At 37.7% G+C, this 22,557-nt stretch carries 17 protein-coding genes; 6 read left to right on the plus strand and 11 right to left on the minus strand.

Annotation, left to right across the window (positions count from 1 at the left end):
- Positions 1 to 20 precede the first annotated feature (20 nt).
- Together pfkA and IPJ53_07670 are read right to left on the minus strand one after the other, a co-directional pair.
- Complete coding sequence (gene pfkA / locus IPJ53_07665; GenBank protein MBK7798973.1) at positions 21 to 1,001, minus strand: 6-phosphofructokinase; 981 nt, start codon at positions 999 to 1,001, stop codon at positions 21 to 23.
- On the minus strand, positions 988 to 1,836 hold the full coding sequence (locus IPJ53_07670; GenBank protein MBK7798974.1) for a hypothetical protein: 849 nt from the start codon (positions 1,834 to 1,836) through the stop codon (positions 988 to 990). Before IPJ53_07670 ends, pfkA begins: the two co-directional genes overlap by 14 nt.
- Before the next feature lie 86 nt (positions 1,837 to 1,922).
- Between IPJ53_07670 and IPJ53_07675 the strand changes: the two genes are divergently transcribed.
- Entirely contained in the window at positions 1,923 to 2,822 is a 900-nt protein-coding gene (locus tag IPJ53_07675; protein MBK7798975.1) for a 3-hydroxybutyryl-CoA dehydrogenase, read from the plus strand.
- The gene (locus tag IPJ53_07680; protein ID MBK7798976.1) at positions 2,819 to 3,172 is read left to right on the plus strand and encodes a DUF983 domain-containing protein; all 354 of its coding nucleotides are present in this window, start codon (positions 2,819 to 2,821) and stop codon (positions 3,170 to 3,172) included. Before IPJ53_07675 ends, IPJ53_07680 begins: the two co-directional genes overlap by 4 nt.
- A gap of 190 nt (positions 3,173 to 3,362) precedes the next feature.
- On the opposite strand, the gene IPJ53_07685 is transcribed toward IPJ53_07680, so the two are convergent.
- The 9 genes from IPJ53_07685 to IPJ53_07725 form a co-directional block, all read right to left on the minus strand.
- On the minus strand, positions 3,363 to 5,258 hold the full coding sequence (locus IPJ53_07685) for a T9SS type A sorting domain-containing protein (protein MBK7798977.1): 1,896 nt from the start codon (positions 5,256 to 5,258) through the stop codon (positions 3,363 to 3,365).
- A gap of 353 nt (positions 5,259 to 5,611) precedes the next feature.
- Complete coding sequence (locus IPJ53_07690; protein ID MBK7798978.1) at positions 5,612 to 7,510, minus strand: T9SS type A sorting domain-containing protein; 1,899 nt, start codon at positions 7,508 to 7,510, stop codon at positions 5,612 to 5,614.
- A 353-nt stretch (positions 7,511 to 7,863) separates the two neighbouring features.
- Positions 7,864 to 9,765 carry a T9SS type A sorting domain-containing protein gene (locus tag IPJ53_07695; GenBank protein MBK7798979.1) on the minus strand — a complete coding sequence of 634 codons (1,902 nt, stop codon included), beginning with the start codon at positions 9,763 to 9,765 and terminating at the stop codon, positions 7,864 to 7,866.
- A 357-nt stretch (positions 9,766 to 10,122) separates the two neighbouring features.
- A complete protein-coding gene (locus IPJ53_07700) occupies positions 10,123 to 12,027 on the minus strand; it encodes a T9SS type A sorting domain-containing protein (GenBank protein ID MBK7798980.1) in 1,905 nt (634 codons plus the stop codon).
- A gap of 310 nt (positions 12,028 to 12,337) precedes the next feature.
- Positions 12,338 to 13,279 carry a T9SS type A sorting domain-containing protein gene (locus tag IPJ53_07705; protein MBK7798981.1) on the minus strand — a complete coding sequence of 314 codons (942 nt, stop codon included), beginning with the start codon at positions 13,277 to 13,279 and terminating at the stop codon, positions 12,338 to 12,340.
- A 196-nt stretch (positions 13,280 to 13,475) separates the two neighbouring features.
- Positions 13,476 to 14,714: an ornithine--oxo-acid transaminase gene (rocD, locus tag IPJ53_07710; protein ID MBK7798982.1), complete on the minus strand. Its 1,239-nt coding sequence runs from the start codon at positions 14,712 to 14,714 to the stop codon at positions 13,476 to 13,478.
- Between the two features lie 11 nt (positions 14,715 to 14,725).
- Complete coding sequence (locus tag IPJ53_07715; protein MBK7798983.1) at positions 14,726 to 15,319, minus strand: dephospho-CoA kinase; 594 nt, start codon at positions 15,317 to 15,319, stop codon at positions 14,726 to 14,728.
- A gap of 10 nt (positions 15,320 to 15,329) precedes the next feature.
- Complete coding sequence (locus IPJ53_07720; protein ID MBK7798984.1) at positions 15,330 to 15,983, minus strand: YigZ family protein; 654 nt, start codon at positions 15,981 to 15,983, stop codon at positions 15,330 to 15,332.
- Positions 15,984 to 15,987: 4 nt separating this feature from the next.
- Positions 15,988 to 16,848: a hypothetical protein gene (locus tag IPJ53_07725; GenBank protein ID MBK7798985.1), complete on the minus strand. Its 861-nt coding sequence runs from the start codon at positions 16,846 to 16,848 to the stop codon at positions 15,988 to 15,990.
- A 269-nt stretch (positions 16,849 to 17,117) separates the two neighbouring features.
- Between IPJ53_07725 and IPJ53_07730 the strand changes: the two genes are divergently transcribed.
- The 4 genes from IPJ53_07730 to IPJ53_07745 all read left to right on the plus strand — a co-directional run bounded on the left by IPJ53_07730 (position 17,118) and on the right by IPJ53_07745 (position 22,520).
- The gene (locus tag IPJ53_07730; GenBank protein ID MBK7798986.1) at positions 17,118 to 18,569 is read left to right on the plus strand and encodes a DoxX family protein; all 1,452 of its coding nucleotides are present in this window, start codon (positions 17,118 to 17,120) and stop codon (positions 18,567 to 18,569) included.
- A 74-nt stretch (positions 18,570 to 18,643) separates the two neighbouring features.
- Entirely contained in the window at positions 18,644 to 19,576 is a 933-nt protein-coding gene (gene nusB / locus IPJ53_07735) for a transcription antitermination factor NusB (protein MBK7798987.1), read from the plus strand.
- A 39-nt stretch (positions 19,577 to 19,615) separates the two neighbouring features.
- Positions 19,616 to 21,151 carry a glutamine-hydrolyzing GMP synthase gene (guaA, locus tag IPJ53_07740; GenBank protein MBK7798988.1) on the plus strand — a complete coding sequence of 512 codons (1,536 nt, stop codon included), beginning with the start codon at positions 19,616 to 19,618 and terminating at the stop codon, positions 21,149 to 21,151.
- On the plus strand, positions 21,108 to 22,520 hold the full coding sequence (locus IPJ53_07745; protein ID MBK7798989.1) for a hypothetical protein: 1,413 nt from the start codon (positions 21,108 to 21,110) through the stop codon (positions 22,518 to 22,520). Before guaA ends, IPJ53_07745 begins: the two co-directional genes overlap by 44 nt.
- Positions 22,521 to 22,557 lie beyond the last annotated feature (37 nt).

A 22,557-nucleotide genomic window follows, 5' to 3' on the forward strand; every position in this document is an offset into this window, starting at 1 on the left:
AGCGGCAAAGAGAGGAATGTTTACATACCCAGTATGTTGGCCATTTTAATCATTGAAATATCAGGAGTTTTATTTTTAGAAATGGCATCGACAAAAGGGGTGAATACAACTTTGTCATTAATGATTCCAGCCATAACATTGTGTTTTCCTTTTATCAAAGCTTCAACTGCTTCATATCCTAAACGACTGGCCAAAATTCTGTCTTGCGCAGTGGGGGATCCACCTCTTTGCAAATGACCGATGATGGTGACCTTTACATCGTATTCCGGCACTAATTCTTTCAATTTGCTGCTGATTTCAAATGCGTTTCCAATCTTATTGCCTTCAGCAGAAATAACCAGTCCGAAAAGTTTTTTACGTCTCAATGCTTTTTTTAAATCATCTATCAAAGTCTCAATGGTGCTTTCTACTTCAGGAATAATAAATGCACTGGCACCGGAACCAATGGCTGTATGCAAGGCAATATAACCTGAATTTCTCCCCATTACTTCGATCAGGAAAATCCTGTTGTGCGAATCAGCGGTATCTCTGATTTTATCCACTGCCTGAATGGCAGTATTTACCGCCGTGTCAAAACCAATGGTATAATCAGTTCCATATAAGTCATTGTCTATCGTTCCCGGTAATCCTATAGTGGGCATTTTGAATTCACTATTGAAAACCATGCTCCCTGTAAATGTCCCGTTCCCTCCAATGGCAACCAGTGCATCAATATCGTTGGCAACTAAATTTTCATAGGCGATCTTTCTTCCTTCCGGAGTTAAGAATCTGGAACTTCTGGCAGTTTTTAAGATGGTTCCACCGCGCTGCAGAATATTGCGCACATCGTCTGCTTCAAGTCGATTGATTTCTCCATCAATCATGCCGTCATAACCTCTCTGAATTCCGTAAACGTGTAAATCATAAATACTGGCCGTTCTCATAACTGCTCTGATGGCAGCATTCATTCCCGGAGCATCTCCACCTGAGGTAAAAACGCCAATTCTCTTAATTTCTGTCATATTTTATATGGTATTCTGCCAATTTTAATAGCGGTTTTTGATTGAAAAATACATTATGGAAACCTTTTTGTGCAAAATAAGTTTCAAGTTGATGCTGAAGTGCAAAAGCTACTGACCCGGTAAAATAAATGGGAAGCTCAGCTTGAGTTTTATATTGTTTCACCCTGAAATTGTAAAAGGATTCAATGCCTTCCTCAATAATTTTTTGTACAGCTGGAACTTCAACATGATTTATTATAAATGGAAAAAATGATGCCAGTTCTGCCGAAACCCTGTTGCTTGAATACAATTGTCCCAAGTAATGATCAGAAATCTGAGGAAAGGACTGTTCAAAAATTTGGCAAACTTCGGGATTAAAGTCCTTGTAGAAGTAGGCTCGTAAAAGCAGACGTCCAAAGTGATTTCCGCTTCCCTCATCACCCAATAAATATCCCAGCGACGGCTTTTCATGAATGATTTGGTGTCCATCTGACAAACATGAATGACTTCCCGTTCCCATAATGCAGACGATTCCCTCTTTTCCTGCACAATTTGCTCGGGCAGCGGCCAATAAATCTGAATGTACCTGAACTATACTTGAAGGGAATAAATCTTTTAACAATGTTTCAATGATTTGGGCTGCAAGATCTTTGCAGCCGGCTCCATAAAACATAATAGATTCAGGATGAATGGATTGGAGTTTATTTTTAGCAATTTCCAATTGGCTGAGCAAGCTAGATTTACTTTGAGTCATGGGGTTTAATCCGGGCAATTCAAAATGTACAGAAGCCACGTTCTCTTCTAAAACTAACCAATCGGATTTTGACGAACCTGAATCTACCAGAATCTTAATCATGGTTACAAAGAAAAAAAATATTTGTGGTTTATCTTATAAAACATGAAAATGCTGGGTCTTGGCTTAATTTTGCGCGAAATAAGGAAATGAAAAACGTAACAGTGATTGGCGCAGGAACCATGGGGAATGGAATTGCCCATGTCTTTGCTTTGGGTGGGTTTCGTGTCGTGTTGTGTGATATTTCACCGGTCGCTTTGGAAAAAGCCCTGGCGACCATCGAACGGAACATGAACCGGATGATTGAGAAGCAAAAAATTACTCAGGAAGCAAAAGAAGCGGCTCTTGCAAATCTGACCACCAATACTTTAATAGCAGAGGCTGTAAGAGAGGCTGATCTCGTGGTGGAAGCTGCAACAGAAAATATCGAATTGAAGCTGAACATATTTAGAAAAATCGATCAGCACAGTCCTTCTCATGCATTGCTGGCCACCAATACTTCTTCCATTTCCATTACAAAAATTGCCGGGGTCACCAGCAGGCCATCGCAAGTCATTGGAATGCATTTTATGAATCCGGTGCCAATGATGAAGTTGGTGGAAGTAATCAGAGGGTTTTCAACTTCAGATGAAGTATGCCATACGATAATGGAATTGTCTAGAAAATTGGATAAAACTCCGGTAGAGGTAAATGATTATCCAGGATTTGTTTCCAATAGAATCTTGATGACCATGATCAATGAAGCCATCTTCACACTTTATGAAGGGGTAGGAAGTGTTGCTGAAATTGATGGAATCATGAAGTGGGGTATGGCTCATCCGATGGGTCCGCTCCAACTGGCAGATTTTATTGGTTTGGATGTTTGTCTTTCCATCCTAAAAGTGATTCATGAAGGATTTGGCAATCCAAAATATTCTCCTTGCCCTTTGTTGGTTAACATGGTCAATGCAGGTCAGTTGGGTGTAAAAACCGGAGCTGGATTCTATCTTCACAAAGGTCATGGACAGGAACTTGAAGTCAATCCAAAATTCGCGCACCAGGCATCATGACAAAATTATCTGCAATATTGAAATTAAAATGCCCCGCCTGCTGGCAAGGAAATCTATTTGTGAAAGAGGGTAATCCACTTTCATTTAATTTTGACATGCATCAGCGATGCCCACATTGTAATGAAAATTTGGTCAGGGAACCCGGATTTTATTTTGGTGCGATGTTCATTTCATACATACTTTCCGGATTTTTCAGCTTGTTTGTAGTCGGGACCCTGATATTATTTTTTAAGGTTAACTGGGAGATTGCTATTGGTGTGCTCGCTGTAGTCCTTATAGCGCTTTATGCCTATTTGTATAAAATTTCCAGATCTATTTGGATACATTTCTTTGTTTCAAAGAAACAGTAATATCATCTGTTGATTGTGCTTGAATTTTTTGGAAGGAGTTCATTTTTTATGAGATGAAATTAAACTTCTTGTCTAACTGCAAAAGATCAGAGATGTCCTCAGCTGATACCATTTATTAAGAAAAATTGCTTGGTTATTGGCAAAATCTAAAATCAATACATCATCAAAAAAGAAGTGGCATCGATTCCAATTATTTTGCAACCAAAACGCGGATAATTTTAACTGACTCATTTTGCTCCAGCCGAAGGAAATATAAACCCGGTTGCGAAGGGCTGGTTATGGTATTTTGATTGATAACCGTGTTCTGATCTAAAAGCTTTCCGGACAAGTCTATCCAGGTATATCTGATATTCCCTGACCCGGTCTTCAAATTCAGAAATCCGATTTCGGTATCTGGACTGATGATGTAAGAGCTACTTTCCTCTTCATTTGAAGATCTGGCTTTCTTTTGGCCCGGTTCAGCAAAAAATGACCCAACATTAACCTTTACTTCATCCGCATAACTGCAATTTTGAAATTGGGTAATCCATTCCACATAATAGATTCCTCTTTTATTCACAGTTATCCTCGTTTTGGGATCGTTTATTTGATCAAAGTCAAGCATTCCCGGTCCGGATTTAAATCTCCAGGAACCAGGAGTTGTGGTCGAAGCATTGAGATTGAGGAATAAGTTTTTAGTTTGAATATCTTTACCACCGTCAGGTATATATAGTGACTCATCAATAGAATCCACACCAAATTCATACCGTATCTTTTTAACTTCAGGCCCAAAATAGACGTCCACGTCCATAAAGAAACTATAAGTGGATTTTTCCCTTACTTCAAGTAATTTATCTGATTTAATGATGGGTGCATTAGGGTGTAAAAGATCCTTTAAGTAATAGGTGTAGACCAGGTAGGCTTCTTCACTCTGACAGGAGTTGTTTTCAATTTTTGGCTGGTAATACAATTTATTGTCATTCTTGCAGACTGGTTCCAATATGCCTTTGAATGATGGTAGAAATTGATGGACTTCAAGGTATTGTTTGCATGCACCAGGAATCAAATACTCATACTCATAGGCTTTATTGCAATCTTTTATCAATATTCCCTTTGGATTCACATAATAATTGTTTGGTGTAGTCCCAATGTGGTAAATCTTTTTTGGCTCCGGTTTATCCAGGACAATAAATCTAACAACACTGTCATATTTGCACCCCCATGGTGCAGTAAATGAAGCTCTGTAAACACCGTTTGTCGTTATGCTGACGCCATGCCAATTATATGGTTTAGGATAAGTCTGTTCATAGCACAAAAAGCGATCAGCACCTGCTTGATCTTCTGGAGTAAACACATGAACTATTGAACACTCTTTATCTGGTGTTCCATATCGGATTCCTCCTGCGCTTAATCTATATACCGAAACACAAATTTCAAAATTGCCTGATTGTAAAAATTTATGTTTCATTTTATGCTGATCTCCACCCACAATCACACCATCAATAGTCCATTCGAATTTTTCACCTGATCCTGGTGCAACAAAAAAATCTTTCTCGACACCAACACAAGCTTCTAAATTATGATCATTATCATAATTTATGAATTCGTAAATTTCTAAATTGCAAGGTCCAATCGGACCAGTTGCACTCAATTGAACATTGCAAACATCGCTGTTGCATCCATTAATAAATAAATTATATACCCTACATTTTTCTAATCCCAATCCAAAACTATAGGTTCCACTACTGTAGCATTGGGTAGGACAAATCAAGGGATTTGAAAAATCACAATCCTGATAAATTCCAAATTGAACTCCAGAACTATTTACATTGCAATTGGAAAAAGTCAATACGAAATTAACTGTTCCACCTTGCGCCGCGAATGAATACCATCCGGTATTCAAAGGAACACCACTTCCTGGGCACAAAGGACTAGGGCCATTTGGATTTGAATATGTGGTTGGACCAAGGGTGCCGAGCAAAGATGCTAAGCTTGGATATATTGGACCGCCAAGACAATCATCTGCTGGTGGGTATGACTGTGTTTGGCCGATTTGGATGGTCAAATGACAAAAGATGAACAGCAAATAAAAGTCTAGTTTCTTCATAAGAATTACAATTTGCTTCAATAAGAGCCCTCTTGAACACGAAACGCTGGTTCAAGATAGGTAGTAATTATTTCTGGACCTAAGGAAATCAACTCAATCTTGGAATAAAAAAACATCTGACATCCAAAATAGCCCGATTATAAATTTAGAATTTCTTGAATAAATAATTGCAAAGGCTTACAGATATGGTTGATTATTTATTTGCTAACCCTTGAAAATGCTTGGGTAATTAAAAAGTAATCTAACCTTTAAAATTATCTAGATTCTAATTTGGCTGCAAAGATTACCATATTCATAAAGTCTAATAATTTATAAAAATGAAGAAGTCGCCAATTATCATTTTAATCGATCCATTAATGTGCAACCAAAACACGAATGATTTTTACCGATTCATTTTGCTCCAGCCGAAGGAAATATAAACCCGGTTGCGAAGGGCTGGTTATGGTATTTTGATTGATAACCGTGTTCTGATCTAAAAGCTTTCCGGACAAGTCTATCCAGGTATATCTGATATTCCCTGACCCGGTCTTCAAATTCAGAAATCCGATTTCGGTATCTGGACTGATGATGTAAGAGCTACTTTCCTCTTCATTTGAAGATCTGGCTTTCTTTTGGCCCGGTTCAGCAAAAAATGACCCAACATTAACCTTTACTTCATCCGCATAACTGCAATTTTGAAATTGGGTAATCCATTCCACATAATAGATTCCTCTTTTATTCACAGTTATCCTCGTTTTGGGATCGTTTATTTGATCAAAGTCAAGCATTCCCGGTCCGGATTTAAATCTCCAGGAACCAGGAGTTGTGGTCGAAGCATTGAGATTGAGGAATAAGTTTTTAGTTTGAATATCTTTACCACCGTCAGGTATATATAGTGACTCATCAATAGAATCCACACCAAATTCATACCGTATCTTTTTAACTTCAGGCCCAAAATAGACGTCCACGTCCATAAAGAAACTATAAGTGGATTTTTCCCTTACTTCAAGTAATTTATCTGATTTAATGATGGGTGCATTAGGGTGTAAAAGATCCTTTAAGTAATAGGTGTAGACCAGGTAGGCTTCTTCACTCTGACAGGAGTTATTTTCAATTTTTGGCTGGTAATACAATTTATTGTCATTCTTGCAGACCGGTTCCAATAAGCCTTTGAATGATGGGAGAAATTGATGGACTTCAAGGTATTGTTTGCATGCACCTGGTATGGTGTATACATATTCATAAGGTTTTGTACAATCTTTTATCAGTATACCTTGTGGATTGACATAATAATTGTTTGGTGCGGCACCTATATGATAAATCCTTTTTGGATCTGGTTTTGGATGAACAATGAATCTCACTACGCTGTCGTATTTACATCCTGCTTGCGTAGTAATGGATGCCCTATAGACACCATCCTCAGAGATAACGTTGCCATACCAGATAAAAGGCCTTGGATAGGTTTGTTCGTAACACAATGTGCGGTCTTCTCCAATTCGATCTTCAAATGAAATTACATGAACTGTTGAACATTCTCTCGCCGATTGGGCATAACGAATTCCACCTGCACTTACCAGATACTTGGTAACGCAGATTTCAAAAGTTCCTCCTTGTAAAAATTTATATTTGATTTTATGCTTATCATCACCTACCACAACGTCATCAATGGTCCATTCAAATTTATCTTGTTTATGTCCTCCATCAACAAAGAATTCTGTTTCTAAATTTAAACACGTTTCTAAATTTCGATCTTTATCAAAATTTATAGGAGCAAACCCATTCAAATTGCAATCCTCCTTTTCTCCGTATGCACTTAACTGCACATTACAAAAATCACCATTGCATCCGTTTATAAATAAATTGTATACTGCACATTGCTCAAGATATAAGCTAAAACTGTAAGAGCCACTATTGTAACATTGATTGCTACAAACCAAAGCATTGGTAAAATCACAGTTTTTGTAAACCCCAAATTGAACGCCGGAACCATTTACATTACAATTGGAAAAAGTTAGGACAAAGTCAACCTGCCCACCATAGGCGACGAAGGAGTACCATCCGGTATTGATTGGAACCCCATTACCCGGACAAAGAGGATTAGGCCCATTAGGGTTTGAATAAGAGGTAGGACTAAGGGAGCCGAGCAAAGATGCTAAGCTTGGATATATTGGACCGCCAAGACAATCATCAGCTGGTGGGTATGACTGTGTTTGGCCGATTTGGATGGTCAAATGACAAAAGATGAACAGCAAATAAAAGTCTAGTTTCTTCATAAGAATTACAATTTGCTTTAATAAGAGCCCTCTTGAACACGAAACGCTGGTTCAAGATAGGTAGTAATTATTTCTGGACCTAAGGAAATCAACTCAATCTTGGAATAAAAAAACATCTGACATCCAAAATAGCCCAATTATAAATTTAGAATTTCTTGAATAAATAATTGCAAAGGCTTACAGATATGGTTGATTATTTATTTGCTAGCCCTTGAAAATGCTTGGGTAATTAAAAAGTAATCAAACCTTTAAAATTATCTAGATTCTAATTTGGCTGCAAAGATTACCATATTCATAAAGTCTAATAATTTATAAAAATGGAGAAGTCGCCAATTATCATTTTAATCGATCCATTAATTTGCAACCAAAACACGAATGATTTTTACCGATTCATTTTGCTCCAGTCGAAGGAAATACATACCCGGATGCGATGGGCTGACTATTGTATTTTGATTGATAACCGTGTTCTGATCTAAAAGCTTTCCGGACAAGTCTATCCAGGTATATCTGATATTCCCTGACCCGGTCTTCAAATTCAGAAATCCGATTTCGGTATCTGGACTGATGATGTAAGAGCTACTTTCCTCTTCATTTGAAGATCTGGATTTCTTTTGGCCCGGTTCTGCAAAAAATGACCCAACATTAACCTTTACTTCATCCGCATAACTGCAATTTTGAAATTGGGTAATCCATTCCACATAATAGATTCCCCTTTTATTCACAGTTATCCTCGTTTTGGGATCGTTTATCTGATCAAAATCCAGCATTCCCGGCCCGGATTTAAACTTCCAGGAACCAGGTGATGTGGTCGATGCATTGAGATTTACAAATAAGTTTTTAGTTTGGATGTCTTTTCCACCGTCAGGTAAATACCGAGACTCGTCAATGGAATCTATGCCCAATTCGTAACGTATCCTTTTAAATTCAGGTCCAAAATAAACATCCACATCCATATAGAAACTATAAGTGGATTTTCCTTTAACCTCAAGGAATTCATCTGATTTTATAATTGGGGCCTTTGGATTTAAAAGATCTTTCAGATAATAAGTGTAAACGAGAAATGCTTCCTCGTCACCATGACAGGAATTATTTTCAATCAAAGGTTGGTAATACAATTTATTGTCATTTAAACAGATCGGTTCCAACCTTCCCTTAAAGTTGGGAATGAATTGATGGACTTCAAGAAATTGCTTGCAGGCACCGGGTACAATGTACCCATATTCATAGGGTTTTGTACAATCCTTTATCGATATTCCTTGAGGATTCACATAATAATTGTTTGGTGTAGTGCCAATGTGGTAAATCTTTTTCGGCTCTGGCTTTGGCAGCACAATGAATCTCACAATACTGTCATATTTACATCCAGCTGGTGTAATAATGGACGCCCTGTATTCTCCATCCTCAGATATAATGTTGCCATGCCATATAAATGGTTTTGGATAGGTTTGCTCATAACATAATGTGCGGTCTGGCCCTGTTTTGTCCTCAATAAAGAAAACATGTACATTAGAACAATCCCTATTGGATTGTGCATACCGAATTCCTCCAGCGCTAATCCTATATCTAGATACGCAGATTTCATAGTCACCGATCTGTGAGAAATTGTATTTTATCTGGTGCTTATCTCCTGGAATAATTACATTGTCAATCGTCCATTCAAATTTATCTTTTTTATATCCACCATCTACAAAAAATTCACTGTCAGAATTAATACAGGTTTCAAGATTATGATCAAGGTCATAATTAATGGGTTCAAAATAGATTATACTACAACTTCCTATTGCCCCTGTAGCACTCAATTGCACGTCACAAACATCTCCATTGCATCCATTGATGAATAAATTATATACTTCGCAAAAATCAAGGGATAATCCAAAACTGATTGTTCCATTACTGTAACATTGGGTGGGACAAATCAAGGGATTTGAAAAATCACAATTCCGATATATCCCAATTTGAACTCCGGAACCATTTACATTGCAGTTCGAAAAAGTCAAAACAAAGTTAACCTGTCCTCCTTGCGCAGCGAAAGAGTACCATCCGGTATTCACAGGAACCCCACTTCCCGGGCATAAAGGATTAGGGCCATTGGGGTTTGAATAAGTGGTAGGACTTAGAGATCCGATTAAAGAAGCTAAACTTGGATAAATTGGCCCACCAAGACAGTCATCGGCTGGTGGGTATGATTGAGTGTGACCGATTTGGATGGTCAACTGAAAAAGGAAAATCAATAAATAACCAGCTAGTTTCTTCATAAAAAATACAATTTACATTAATAAGAGCCTCAATTAACATGAAACGCTGGATGAAGATACCAAGTAATTTTAGGTGGTCTTAGGATAACAACTTGTTTTTGAAAAATAAAAATTATCTACCATCCCTAATATCCCGAATCTGGATTCAGAATTGTTCGCAATAGAGACTTGCGAAAAACTACTGACTTAAGCTGACTATTAATTTGGTAAACTTTGATAAGTCTGAGATTCTTTGAAAATAATCAAAGCCTCAAGGACATTTAGCCAAATACCAGATTCCAAATCCTGCTTCTTAATTTGGTATTTCGTCATTCAAGAATCAAAGCACCAATCAAAGAGAAACTGGATTGATTCCAATTATTTTGCAACCAAAATACGGATAATTTTTACCGATTCATTTTGCTCCAGTCGAAGGAAATACATACCCGGATGCGATGGGCTGACTATTGTATTTTGATTGACAACCGAGTTCTGATCTAAAAGCTTTCCGGACAAGTCTATCCAGGTATATCTGATATTCCCTGACCCGGTCTTCAAATTCAGAAATCCGATTTCGGTATCTGGACTGATGATGTAAGAGCTACTTTCCTCTTCATTTGAAGATCTGGCTTTCTTTTGGCCCGGTTCTGCAAAAAATGACCCAACATTAACCTTTACTTCATCCGCATAACTGCAATTTTGAAATTGGGTAATCCATTCCACATAATAGATTCCCCTTTTATTCACAGTAATCCTCGTTTTGGGATCGTTTATTTGATCAAAATCAAGCATTCCCGGTCCGGATTTAAACCTCCACGAACCAGGTGATGCGGTCGACGCATTGAGATTTACAAATAAGTTTTTAGTTTGAATGTCTTTACCACCGTCTGGTAAGTATCGAGACTCGTCAATGGAATCTATGCCCAATTCGTAACGTATCCTTTTAAATTCAGGTCCAAAATAAACATCCACATCCATATAGAAACTATAAGTGGATTTTCCTTTAACCTCAAGGAATTCATCTGATTTTATAATTGGGGCCTTTGGATTTAAAAGATCTTTCAAATAATAAGTGTATACGAGAAAAGCTTCCTCGTCTCCATGACAGGAGATATTTTCAATCAAAGGTTGGTAATACAATTTATTGTCGTTTAAACAGATCGGTTCCAACCTTCCCTTAAAGTTAGGAATGAATTGATGGACTTCAAGAAATTGCTTGCAGGCACCGGGTACAATGTACCCATATTCATAGGGTTTTGTACAATCCTTTATCGATATTCCTTGAGGATTCACATAATAATTGTTAGGTGTGGTGCCAATGTGGTAAATCTTTTTCGGCTCTGGCTTAGGTAGAACAACAAACTTCACAACACTATCGTATTTACAACCCCAAGTAGTTGTGAAAGAAGCTCTGTAGATACCTTCTGTTGAAATATTGACTCCGTGCCAGACATAAGGCTTAGGATAGGTTTGATCATAACATAAATAACGGTCAGTGGCACCATACCGGTCAACAGAAGCTAAAACATGTATGGTTGAGCACTCTGTGTTTGATGCTCCATAGCGGATTCCACCTGCACTTACTTTATAGGAGAAAACACAGATTTCAAAATCTCCCTCTTGTGTAAAGGTATACTTCATTTTATGTTTATCCCCCCCAACCACAACATTATCAATTGTCCATTCGAATTTATCTTTTTTAGATCCTCCATCTACAAAATATTCTTTTTCAGAATCTACACATGTCTCAAGATTACGGTCCGGATCATAATTAATAGGTTCGTTAAAACTTGGATAGCATGTGCCGGTTGCTCCTGATGCACTTAATTGTACATTACAAACATCGCCGTTACACCCGTTGATAAACAAGTTATACACCTCGCAATAATCTAGGTCAAGCCCAAAACTATAAGTGCCGTTGCTGTAACATTGGGTTGGGCATACCAGGGCATTTGTAAAATCACAATTTCGATAAATACCAAACTGAACTCCGGATCCATTCACATTACAATTCGAAAAAGTCAATACGAAGTTAACTTGTCCTCCTTGCGCAATGAAGGAATACCATCCGGTATTCACAGGAACCCCACTGCCCGGGCAAAGAGGATTAGGCCCATTAGGGTTTGAATAAGTGGTAGGACTTAGGGATCCGATTAAAGCATTCAGACTTGGAAATAATGGTCCACCAAGACAATCATCAGCCGGTGGGTATGACTGAGTGTGACCATTTTGGAGGGTCAGCTGACAAAGGAAGACCATAAAATAACTAGCAAATTTCTTCATAAAAATTATAATTGACTTAAATAAGAGCCCTAATGAACATGAAACGCTGGATGAAGATAATTAAATTTTCGCTGAAAATTTAATTGTGTCCAAATAATCATACAAGCCTACCTGTAATGAAATAATGATCAAAAAGAAACAAAGTGAGATTTGTTGGCTACGGATCAATTTACATCTTTTAATAGATAAGCCTAGTGAACTGATAATGATTCAATCTTACCTTTGATGGACTAAAAGAGCACACACCCCAAGTCTGGGTATGCTTTTAGAATCCTTTTTATTCAGCTTATTTTAGCAGAAAATTTAGATCTTAAAACTTATTGAATTTTAATGTAGAACTTCTGCCTTCTTTGTCTGAGATTTTAAGAATGTATATTCCTTCTGGTAGCTTTGTAGTATTGATTTTAGTCTGACCATTTCCCGTGATGAAACTGTAAGATTGACTATATACTTCTTTAGAAGTTGCATCCAGGACGCTGATCTGTCCATCAAAACTCTCAAATGTTTCCAGCTTCAGATTTAATTCATCTTTTACAGGATTTGGACTTAGACTGAATTCCAGCTTTTTACTTAGGTCTTCAACAGCCACTGGCACTGAGGCCACAATAGAATAAGTCTCTTCAAATAAGCCTACATTGTTGCTGTTCTTATTAAAGAAAAATGGGGTTCTGAAATAGGCATCATTGTTATATCGGTAATTTAAGCTGATGTTGTGAACCGGCCATCCCTGTGAAATGCCTTCGTATTTGATAGACAAATCTATTTTTTTACCTTTTAGGGAGGAAACATCAATTTTGTGGGTTTCATAGCATACCACATTATTGACATTGGTACTCATCATATAGAGATCATTGTTTTTAGTAATTACGGCAACATTACCGGTTAATTTTCCGGAGCAAAAACCCAACGGGGCATTATTGGATGCTGCAACCGCATTGCAGTTAATGCATTGGCTGCAATAAACCGGATCAGTGTTGTTCTCACATTTATCGGCGATGATTTTGTTAGCGAAAGCTATACCGCCAGTTTGTGAATCTCCCAAACTAAAAATAGGATTCGTTTTCGAATTATTGATCAACCCAATCTTTACCCAATCTAACCTGATGGACGCCTTCTCCCTTTGGTCATTTCCGGTTACCGGGTCAATGCTAGGGGATACCGTTCCGGTTTTTCCACAAAATTGAAGTTGGATAGTCTGTGCCTCAACCAAGGTCAGACAGAAAAGCAAGGGGAGTGAAATAAGGAATTTCATATAAAACAAATTGTTTAATGGATTATAAAATGTGAAAAAGGTGGATTACCGAAGGTTAAATATAGATAGAAATTTAATATGACCTAATATTTTTAGATTAAAAATTCATTAAAGCTCTTAAATCTTGAAAATATCCAAAATAATTTGCGATTTCTGAAAAGAATAGCTATCGCTGATTTTAGAATTTTAAATTGATTTACAGGGATTTTAAGGACTTTTCTATGATGCCTGCGGCCTCTTCGGTTTGATCACGAGTAATGGTTAATGGAGGGGCAAACCTGATGATATTGCCATGGGTGGGTTTTGCCAATAACCCAAATTCGGCCATTTTAAGACATAGGTTCCAGGCAAGACTACTCTCCTGATGATCGTCAATTACAATGGCATTCAATAATCCCTTTCCTCTTACGGTGGTAATTAAACTGTGCTTGTTGGCAAGAAGGTTCAACAATTCTCTCAAGTATGCTCCCTGTAATTTTGCATTTTCAGCAAGGTTTTCATCTTGTACCACCTGCATAGCTTCCATGGCAACTGCACAGGCAAGTGGGTTTCCACCGAAAGTAGAGCCATGTTCCCCGGGTTTAATACAGAGCATGATTTCATCATCAGCCAGGACAGCTGATACAGGAAGGATACCACCTGATAAAGCCTTGCCGAGAATGAGAATATCCGGTCTGATGTCAAGGTGATCACAGGCCAGCATGCGACCTGTTCGCGCAATACCGGTTTGTATTTCATCGGCAATGAACAGAACATTGTTTTCTTTGCATAGTTCGAATGCTTCTTTAAGAAAATGATCTGCAGGTACTACAACTCCTGCTTCACCCTGAATGGGCTCAATCAGCATACCGGCAATGTTAGGATCAACAATTACCTCTTTGAGTGCCTGAATATCGTTGTAAGGAATTTTTACAAAGCCTGGTAAATAGGGGCCAAAACCCAGATAACTGGAAGGATCTGTGGACATGGAAACTGCACTCATGGTGCGGCCATGAAAATTTCCTTCAAATACAATTATTTTCGCTTGCGTATCTGGAATGCCTTTTTTCAAATAACCCCACTTGCGACAAAGTTTAATTGCTGTTTCAACCCCCTCAGCACCGGTATTCATTGGAAGCAGTTTATCATATCCAAATAGGCTGTTCATAAATTCTTCGTAAGGTCCGAGCTGATCATTGAAAAAAGCCCTGGAACTCAAGGTAAGCCTGGAGGCTTGTTGGATTAAAGCATTGACGATTCTTGGATGACAATGACCTTGATTTACTGCAGAATAGGCAGATAGAAAATCAAAATAACGTTTGCCCGATGTATCATAAACAAACACCCCTTCTCCTCTGGAGAGCACCACCGGAAGAGGGTGATAATTATGAGCTCCATACCGATCTTCCAGCTGAATAAAAGAGGTATTTTGATCAATTAAAGTTTCTGGCAACATTTTATTTAATTTTAACGCTGTACAAAATTAAGAATTCTTTTATGAATCCTCAGAACTTGTGGAATGCAGGGTCTTTTGCCGTCATTATACACTATAAAATCAGCACAATCATTGAAGGACTTTGAAGTATTTTGATTTTTCATCCTGGCCTCAACTTCTGACGACGAAAGTTGGTCTCTTTCCATGACTCTTTCAATGCGTAATTTAATTGGAGCACTCACGGCAATGACAAAATCAACTGGTTGAGCACTGAGCGTTTCAGGTAGCAGGGCTGATTCTTTAATTACATAGGGAGCGTTTTGCAAGACCATCCATTTGTTATAATCATCCAGAACTGCCGGATGGACCAGATGATTGAGTTGATTAAGTAACATCTTGTCTGCAAAAACTTTTGAGGCAACCCATTTTCTGTTTAACTTGCCTTCAGGTGTGTATGCTTCATCCCCTAATAAATCTTTAATTTTATTTACCAAAGTTGGATCTTGTTCCATGAGAAGTCGTGCCTGAATATCTGAGTTGTAGACAGGAATTCCCAAACTATTAAAAATACCGGCCACCGTACTTTTGCCGCTGCCAATTCCGCCTGTAAGTCCTATTGTTATCATAATATCTTTATTAAACTTCCGTAATTATACACGACCTGAGTTCGAAGTTATCATTGATTTTATCAAGATTGGTCCGGTCAAATCTTGTCTTAATTTTGGCAATTATTTCAAGCTTTTGTTCAATAGGAAATTCAATGTTCAGTTGATTGAAATTTATGGGATCCCAATTGCATTTGACCACTCCTAATTGTTTGCATATGCCTAATAAGATTTGAATTTTTTCAGGTTCTGCATTTATCCGGTAACGGATCATGTGTTTGATTTCAATAATACTGGCCTTGTTCAATGCATCAAAGGCTGCTGTTTTATAGGCTTTGATTAGTCCTGAAGTACCCAACTGGATTCCACCAAAATATCGGACACAAAAAACACCCACATCGGTCAAACGAAAGCTGTCAATTTGACCCAACATTGGTTTTGCTGCCGTTCCACTTGGTTCTCCATCATCATCCAATCTAAAGAATTCCCCATTTGTACCTGTACGCACTGCAGCACAAACGTGGCGGGATTTAGGGTGCAGTGTTTTGAAATATTTACTCTGAACTTTCAGCAAATCAACTTCCTTAAATGGAATGGCAAATGCAATAAACCGACTTCCCTTTTCTGAATAGTTGCCTTCAGAAGGCAGCTCTAAAGTCAGATGACTGTGCATTTGGTTACTCATATCTTTAACTGAACAACCCAATAAGCAAAATGGATGCAATTGCCAACAAGAGTCCTATTATTTTTTGGTTCGTAAAATGTTCTCGGTAGAACCATGCGCCCATCAAGCTGGAAAGTAGAATTACTGAACAATTTAGCAATGGGTAGAATACGCTTCCTTGAATGCCGGATCCCAAAGCTTTGTTCAAAAATAATATGGAAAAAAAATTAGGAATGCCGAGCAAAATTCCGGCACTTAATTCTTCCGAATTAATTTTTTTATTTGAAGCGCTCACAAGAATATAAATAATGGAAGTTAGGCTTGCAGAAATAAATACCCTGGCGGTAAAGACCCATTCAAATTCAATGTCATAAACCTCTTTTTTATGGATAAGCAAGAAGCCAAACTCAATTATTGTTGACAAAATCAAAGTCGCAAGCAGAAAAACTCTGCCATACTCATGTTTCAGAATGTTTTCTTTTGCATCTCTTTTATAAAAAATGACGAGGATTGCTAAAAGACTTAATAGAAATCCGGCCCATTGGAAATTATTTAATTTCTCTCCAATTAAGATTGCCAAAATTACCGTTAATCCAACGGACATTTTCTGTACAATGGTGGCAAGCGATAGTCCATTTAAAGCCACAGCATTTCCGAAAGAATTAAATCCGGCTACAAACAAAACTCCAATTAAGGCAGCTGAGAGTCCTGAACCGAATTTCGTAAAATTAAAAACATCAAAACCTACCTGGATAATTCCAATCAAAGAACAAACCAGATAATTGATCAGCACAATTTTGGAAATGCTCATGTTTTTGCCCGCAAATTGCTTGAAGAGAAAGCCCAACACTACGGTTGACAAAATACATGCTATTGTATAATTCATAGACAGGGCTAAGGTATTAACAATTTATTGATTAAGTTTTGCTTTCATTTAACCGCTTTTTATAAATTATCTTTGATTTTTGTTTGTCTAAAGTTGAAAAGCTGATTTTGCTGAACTTCCTGCTCGTCTGAGTGTTGATTCGGGGTTGTAGGGTGTTCAGGGCGCTTTATCTATATTTATTTATTGAAAACCAATAAGGAATTTAAGTTATGACTATTATTAGCCTTTGTTTATACATTGCCGTGGCTGCATTAATTCTGACCTTCTTAATGTCAAGAATTAAGGGGACTGTAAAATCCTTACCGGATAGTTTTTTACAAAATTTTTGCGGTGGTTTGTTTATATTTTCTGGTCTGGTAAAAGCAGTAGACCCTATGGGAACTGCTTTTAAGATGGAAGAATATTTTAAAGAATTTGAGCTTACTGCAAGAGGATCATTTTTGAGTTTTTCAGCAGACTTGTTTCCATTTCTACTTAAATTTTCAGTTGGGTTTTCTGTTTTTATGATTGTTTTGGAAATCGTAATAGGTGTAATGCTGATCATTGGAGCATATAGAAAACTTGGGGCTTGGTTATTTTTTCTGATCATGATTTTCTTTACAATCCTCACCGGCTATACCTTTTTGACCGGTTATGTGCCAAAGGATATCAATTTCTTTGAGTTTGGCAAATGGACCAGTTTTGATAAGGAATTTATGCGTGTTAAAAACTGCGGTTGTTTTGGTGATTTCATAAAATTGGATCCACGAACTTCCTTTATAAAGGATTTGTTCCTGATGATTCCTGCAATTTGGTTTTTATTGAGATGGTCAAAAATGCATGAGATTTTCAGTGCTTCCATTCGTACCGCATTGACCCTTATGAGTGTAATAGGATTGACTTTATTTTGTTTTAGTAATTATATTTGGAATGAGCCTATTGTGGATTTTAGACCTTTCAAAAATGGGACTGATGTTAAAACCACTAAAGAAACCGAGCAGAAGGCAATGGGCGACGTTAAAATTATTGCCTGGAAGCTCAGGAATAAGCTATCCAATGAGTTGAAAAATGTACCGGATGAGGAGTATATGGCGAATTTGAAGAATTTTCCAAAGACTGAATGGGAAGTTTTAGACCAGGTTAAAAGTGAACCCGCGATTCCTCAAACTAAAATTTCAGATTTTGCCTTATTTGACTTAGAGGGGTCTGATATTACAGAAGAGATCTTAAATGAACCTAAGAGCCGCTTGATGATCAATTGTCCAAAACTTTATTTTAGCTCTAAATCTGCAATGGTCTCCAGACAAGATACTGTTTATAAAGTTGACACGATTTGGTTTGGTTTGAAAAAGGATAGTTTTAATCTTAACTCTACAGTTTTGGAAATCAAGACGGTTGAAGAAAAGAAAAATGTATATACCTGGGATGAAAATTACCTGATACCTTTAAAAGAAAAGATTCTTCCACTGCTCGATAGCTTAAAATCAGATAACATACAAGGGTTTCTGGTCGCCGGGGGTGCCAGTGAAGAAGCATTGGCTGATCTTAAAGCCAGTCTTAAATTGGATATTCCGGTTTATACAAGTGATGATATACTTTTAAAAACAATCATGAGGTCAAATCCGGGTCTGATACTTTGGAGAAATGGCAAGATCATTCATAAATGGCACCATGGCCATTTACCGACTCCTAATGAAATGAGAAGAGATTTTCTTGATTGGCAGGCTCCTTTGATACATTAATTATAAATAAAATATATCTGTATTGTTTGCCAAATAGTGCTTACATTTGCCAACTTATTCAGTAAAGGATATTCATGCTTAGTAGGAGGAATGTTCGCGTCAAAGTGATGCAACAATTGTATAGTTTAGCACAGGACAAAGAACTGAGTCTTGCAGGGGCCAAAAGAGCTTACCTGCAGTCTGTACAGGACACTTTTCTACTTTATTTACTCAATTTATATTGCATCACCAGGGTCTGTTCCTTTGCCGAAGAGGATGGACAAACCCGGCTTAAAAAGCATCTTAAATCTGAAGATGACATTAAGTTTACCCCCAAACTTTATAATAATCCGCTGATTTCCAGTTTGGTAAATAATAAAGTGCTTCAAGCAAGATTTAAAAAGGAAAGATTTGATGAAGGCTTGGATGAGGATCTCTTCAGGAAGATTTATAAAGAGTTCGCAAAGGAAGAGCCTTACATTAAGTATTTGTTGGCAGATTCAACTAATGAAGATACCATTGAAATTCTTCTGGAATTGTACAGGACCTGCCGACGCAATGAATTGTTTAATGAAATAATGGATGACCGATTTTTCGGTTGGTCAGATGATAAATCCCTTGTCATTGGGGCACTTAAAAAGACATTGAAGGCCCTTCCTGCCGAAGGATCATTTTATGAGGAACATCAGCCGGATGAAGAGACGGTAAAGGATTTTGGACTTTTCTTGTTGACCAAAACATATGAAGAGGATGCAGTCCTGGAGGATATGATTAAACCAGTTCTGGAAAATTGGGATTCCGAAAGAGTTGCCTTAATAGATATGATTTTGATAAAAATGGGAATTATTGAAATGCTGAATATCAAAACAATCCCCGCCAAGGTGACTTTGAATGAATACGTAGAATTATCTAAACAATACAGCACCGATAAGTCTAAAGAATTTGTCAATGGATTGCTTGATAAAATACTGAAAGAATTAATGGAGCGAGGCCAAATAGTGAAAGAGGGCAGGGGCCTGATGGAATAAGCCTTTTTGGTATCTTGCATAAGCTCTAAATCTGGATTTATGTCAAAAAAGATAGTGATATTGGATTTTGGTTCGCAATTGACCCAGTTGATTGCCAGAAGGATAAGAGAACTGAACATTTACAGTGAAATTGTGCCGTTCCATAGTTTTTCACCTGTTCCGAATCCAGATATTGCTGCTGTAATTCTTTCCGGAAGTCCCGCTTCTGTGCGACATGAAGAAAGTCCCAAAGTTGATATTAAAGAAATACTCCAAAATTATCCTACCTTAGGAATATGTTATGGAGCTCAATTAACAGCCCAGCTTACCGGAGGTCAAGTCCAGGCATCTGATCATCGGGAATATGGTTTTGCCCAATTGAACCAATTAATTCAAGATCCAATTTGGAATGAGATTCCGCAGGCATCGCAGATATGGATGTCTCACAGTGATACCATTGTATCACTTGGCGAAGGGTTTGAAGTCATCGCTTCCACAGAAAGCATTCCCATAGCTGCTTTTAAATCTGTTGACAAAAATCATCCTGCTTACTTCGTTCAATTTCACCCGGAGGTGGTGCACAGTTTGTTTGGTTCGCAACTGTTGAAAAACTTTTTAATTGATGCTTGTCAAATTTCAGCGGACTGGACACCGGATTCATTTATCCACCGCACAGTGGAAGATATCAGGAGTAGAGTAGGGGATGAGGAAGTTTTGTTGGCTTTATCCGGTGGGGTAGATTCCTCTGTTGCAGCGCTTTTAATGCAGAAGGCAATAGGGACTCGATTACATTGTTTTTTTATTGACAATGGACTATTGCGGGCAAATGAATTTGATCAGGTTCTGGAGAGTTACCATGAAATGGGTTTGAATGTAAAGGGAATTGATGCCAAAACTCATTTTTATGAAGCCTTGTCAGGATTGGAGGATCCGGAGTTGAAAAGAAAAGCCATCGGAAAATCCTTTATAGAAATATTTGAACAAGAGGCGAAGGCATATCCTGGGGTGAAATGGCTTTGTCAAGGCACTATTTATCCGGACGTTATCGAGTCGGTTTCAGTGTACGGTCCGTCTGCAACCATTAAATCACATCATAATGTTGGAGGATTACCGGAGAAATTGCATTTAAAGATTATAGAACCTTTGCGCTTGCTTTTTAAAGACGAAGTTAGAAAGGTGGGCAAAAATCTAGGTCTTAAAGAAGAAATTCTGGGTCGCCATCCTTTCCCTGGCCCAGGGCTGGCCATCAGAATAATTGGGGATGTTACACCGGCAAAAGTGGCGATCCTCCAAAAGGCAGATGAAATATACATTCGCAATCTTAAGGAAAGCAATTTGTATCATGAGATCTGGCAAGCAGGCTCCGTACTATTACCAGTCAAATCTGTGGGCGTTATGGGGGATGAAAGAACCTATGAAAATGTATTGGCTTTACGAGCAGTCAACTCCATCGATGGTATGACAGCAGAGTGGAGCAGAATTCCTCACGAAGTCCTGGCTAAAATTTCCAACGAGATTATTAATAAAGTTAAAGGTATAAATCGTGTAGTCTATGACATCAGTTCAAAGCCACCCGCTACCATTGAGTGGGAATAGTTTAGGCATTCTTCTGCTTTGCCTTTTAATAACAGTAACTTCATGTGCTACAAGGAAAATTGTAAACAAACCGATTCCAAAGCCAGCGGATAAGGAAGTCACTAAACAAAAGAATACTGACTTGCCGCCCAAGATTGATACCGTAGTATGGAAAGAGAACAAGGATAAGAAAAGTCAACCGGACAAAGTGGGAGATAAGTCAGGTTCCGGAAAAGTTTCTACCTCCGAAATTGAAAAAAAAACCAGCAAGAAAATCACTAAAGAAGAATCCTTACTTCGAATTGTTGCTTTGTTACCTTTTAAAACAAATGAAAATGATACCAATTCAACAAAGTTGAATGCTGCCTCATTGAGGTATGTTCATTTTTATGCAGGCATGCAAATGGCCATTCAGGAAATGGAAAACAACGTTGGTCAAAAAATTGTGGTGGATGTCCATGACGCCCCTTCCATTGAGGAAGTAAAGTCCAATCTCAATAGATATGAATTGAGACCTCCACATTTAATCATTGGACCACAAAAATCTGATGCAGTAAAATATGCTGCAGAATGGGCCAAAAATCATGAAACCAGCATTATAAGTCCTTGGGTCAGTAGTTCCAGCATTACAGATAAAAACCCATATTATATTCAGGCTAAGGCGGGACTGAATGCTCATTATAATTTGATCAACACACATGTGAGGAAGAATTTTCCAGTTGAAAATATTTTTCTTATTTCTAAATCAACGGAAGATTCAAAGGATTGGATATTTAATGACAGCACCCTCTATTCTCAAAAAATTGAAGAAAAAATTATTAAGGAATCAGATCTGGCATCTTCCAATGAAATGATTGTTGGATCGATGCTAAAAGAAAATGGGCCCACTGTTTTTATTTTGCCCATGTCAAGCAACAAGGACGAAAATTTTATTTACCATTTTCTTAGACGGGTCTCCAGTGAGAAAGATAAGAAGGAGGTGATTGTTTATGGTATGTATAAGTGGCTTGAAATGAAGAACGACATTATTGAATATCTTAATGTTCAAAAAATAAGAATTAGTTTAAGTAATTATATTGACAATGATCAACATGAAATTAAAACTTTTAAGCGTAGATATTTTGATCGTTATAGAGAGTTTCCTTCGGAAGATGTTTTAGAAGGGTATGATATTATGAAATACTCAATCCAGTCGTTGAACACAGTGGGTCCGGATTTTCAATTCAAAAACCTCAACAAAACCATTCCATGTTTGGAGACAAGTTTCCAGATTAAGCCTGTATCTAAATCGGGCATAACTCCAGAGGTGAGTGACGATATCGATTATTTTGAAAATGCTTTTGTTAAAATCGTTGAACTAAGGAATAATAAGTTCAGGGTAATTGATTAAAAAGATATGAGCCATCATAAAATCTCAAAGGGATGGT

The sequence above is a fragment of the Candidatus Vicinibacter affinis genome, assembly GCA_016714365.1.
Classification (GTDB): Bacteria; Bacteroidota; Bacteroidia; order Chitinophagales; family Saprospiraceae; genus Vicinibacter; species Vicinibacter affinis.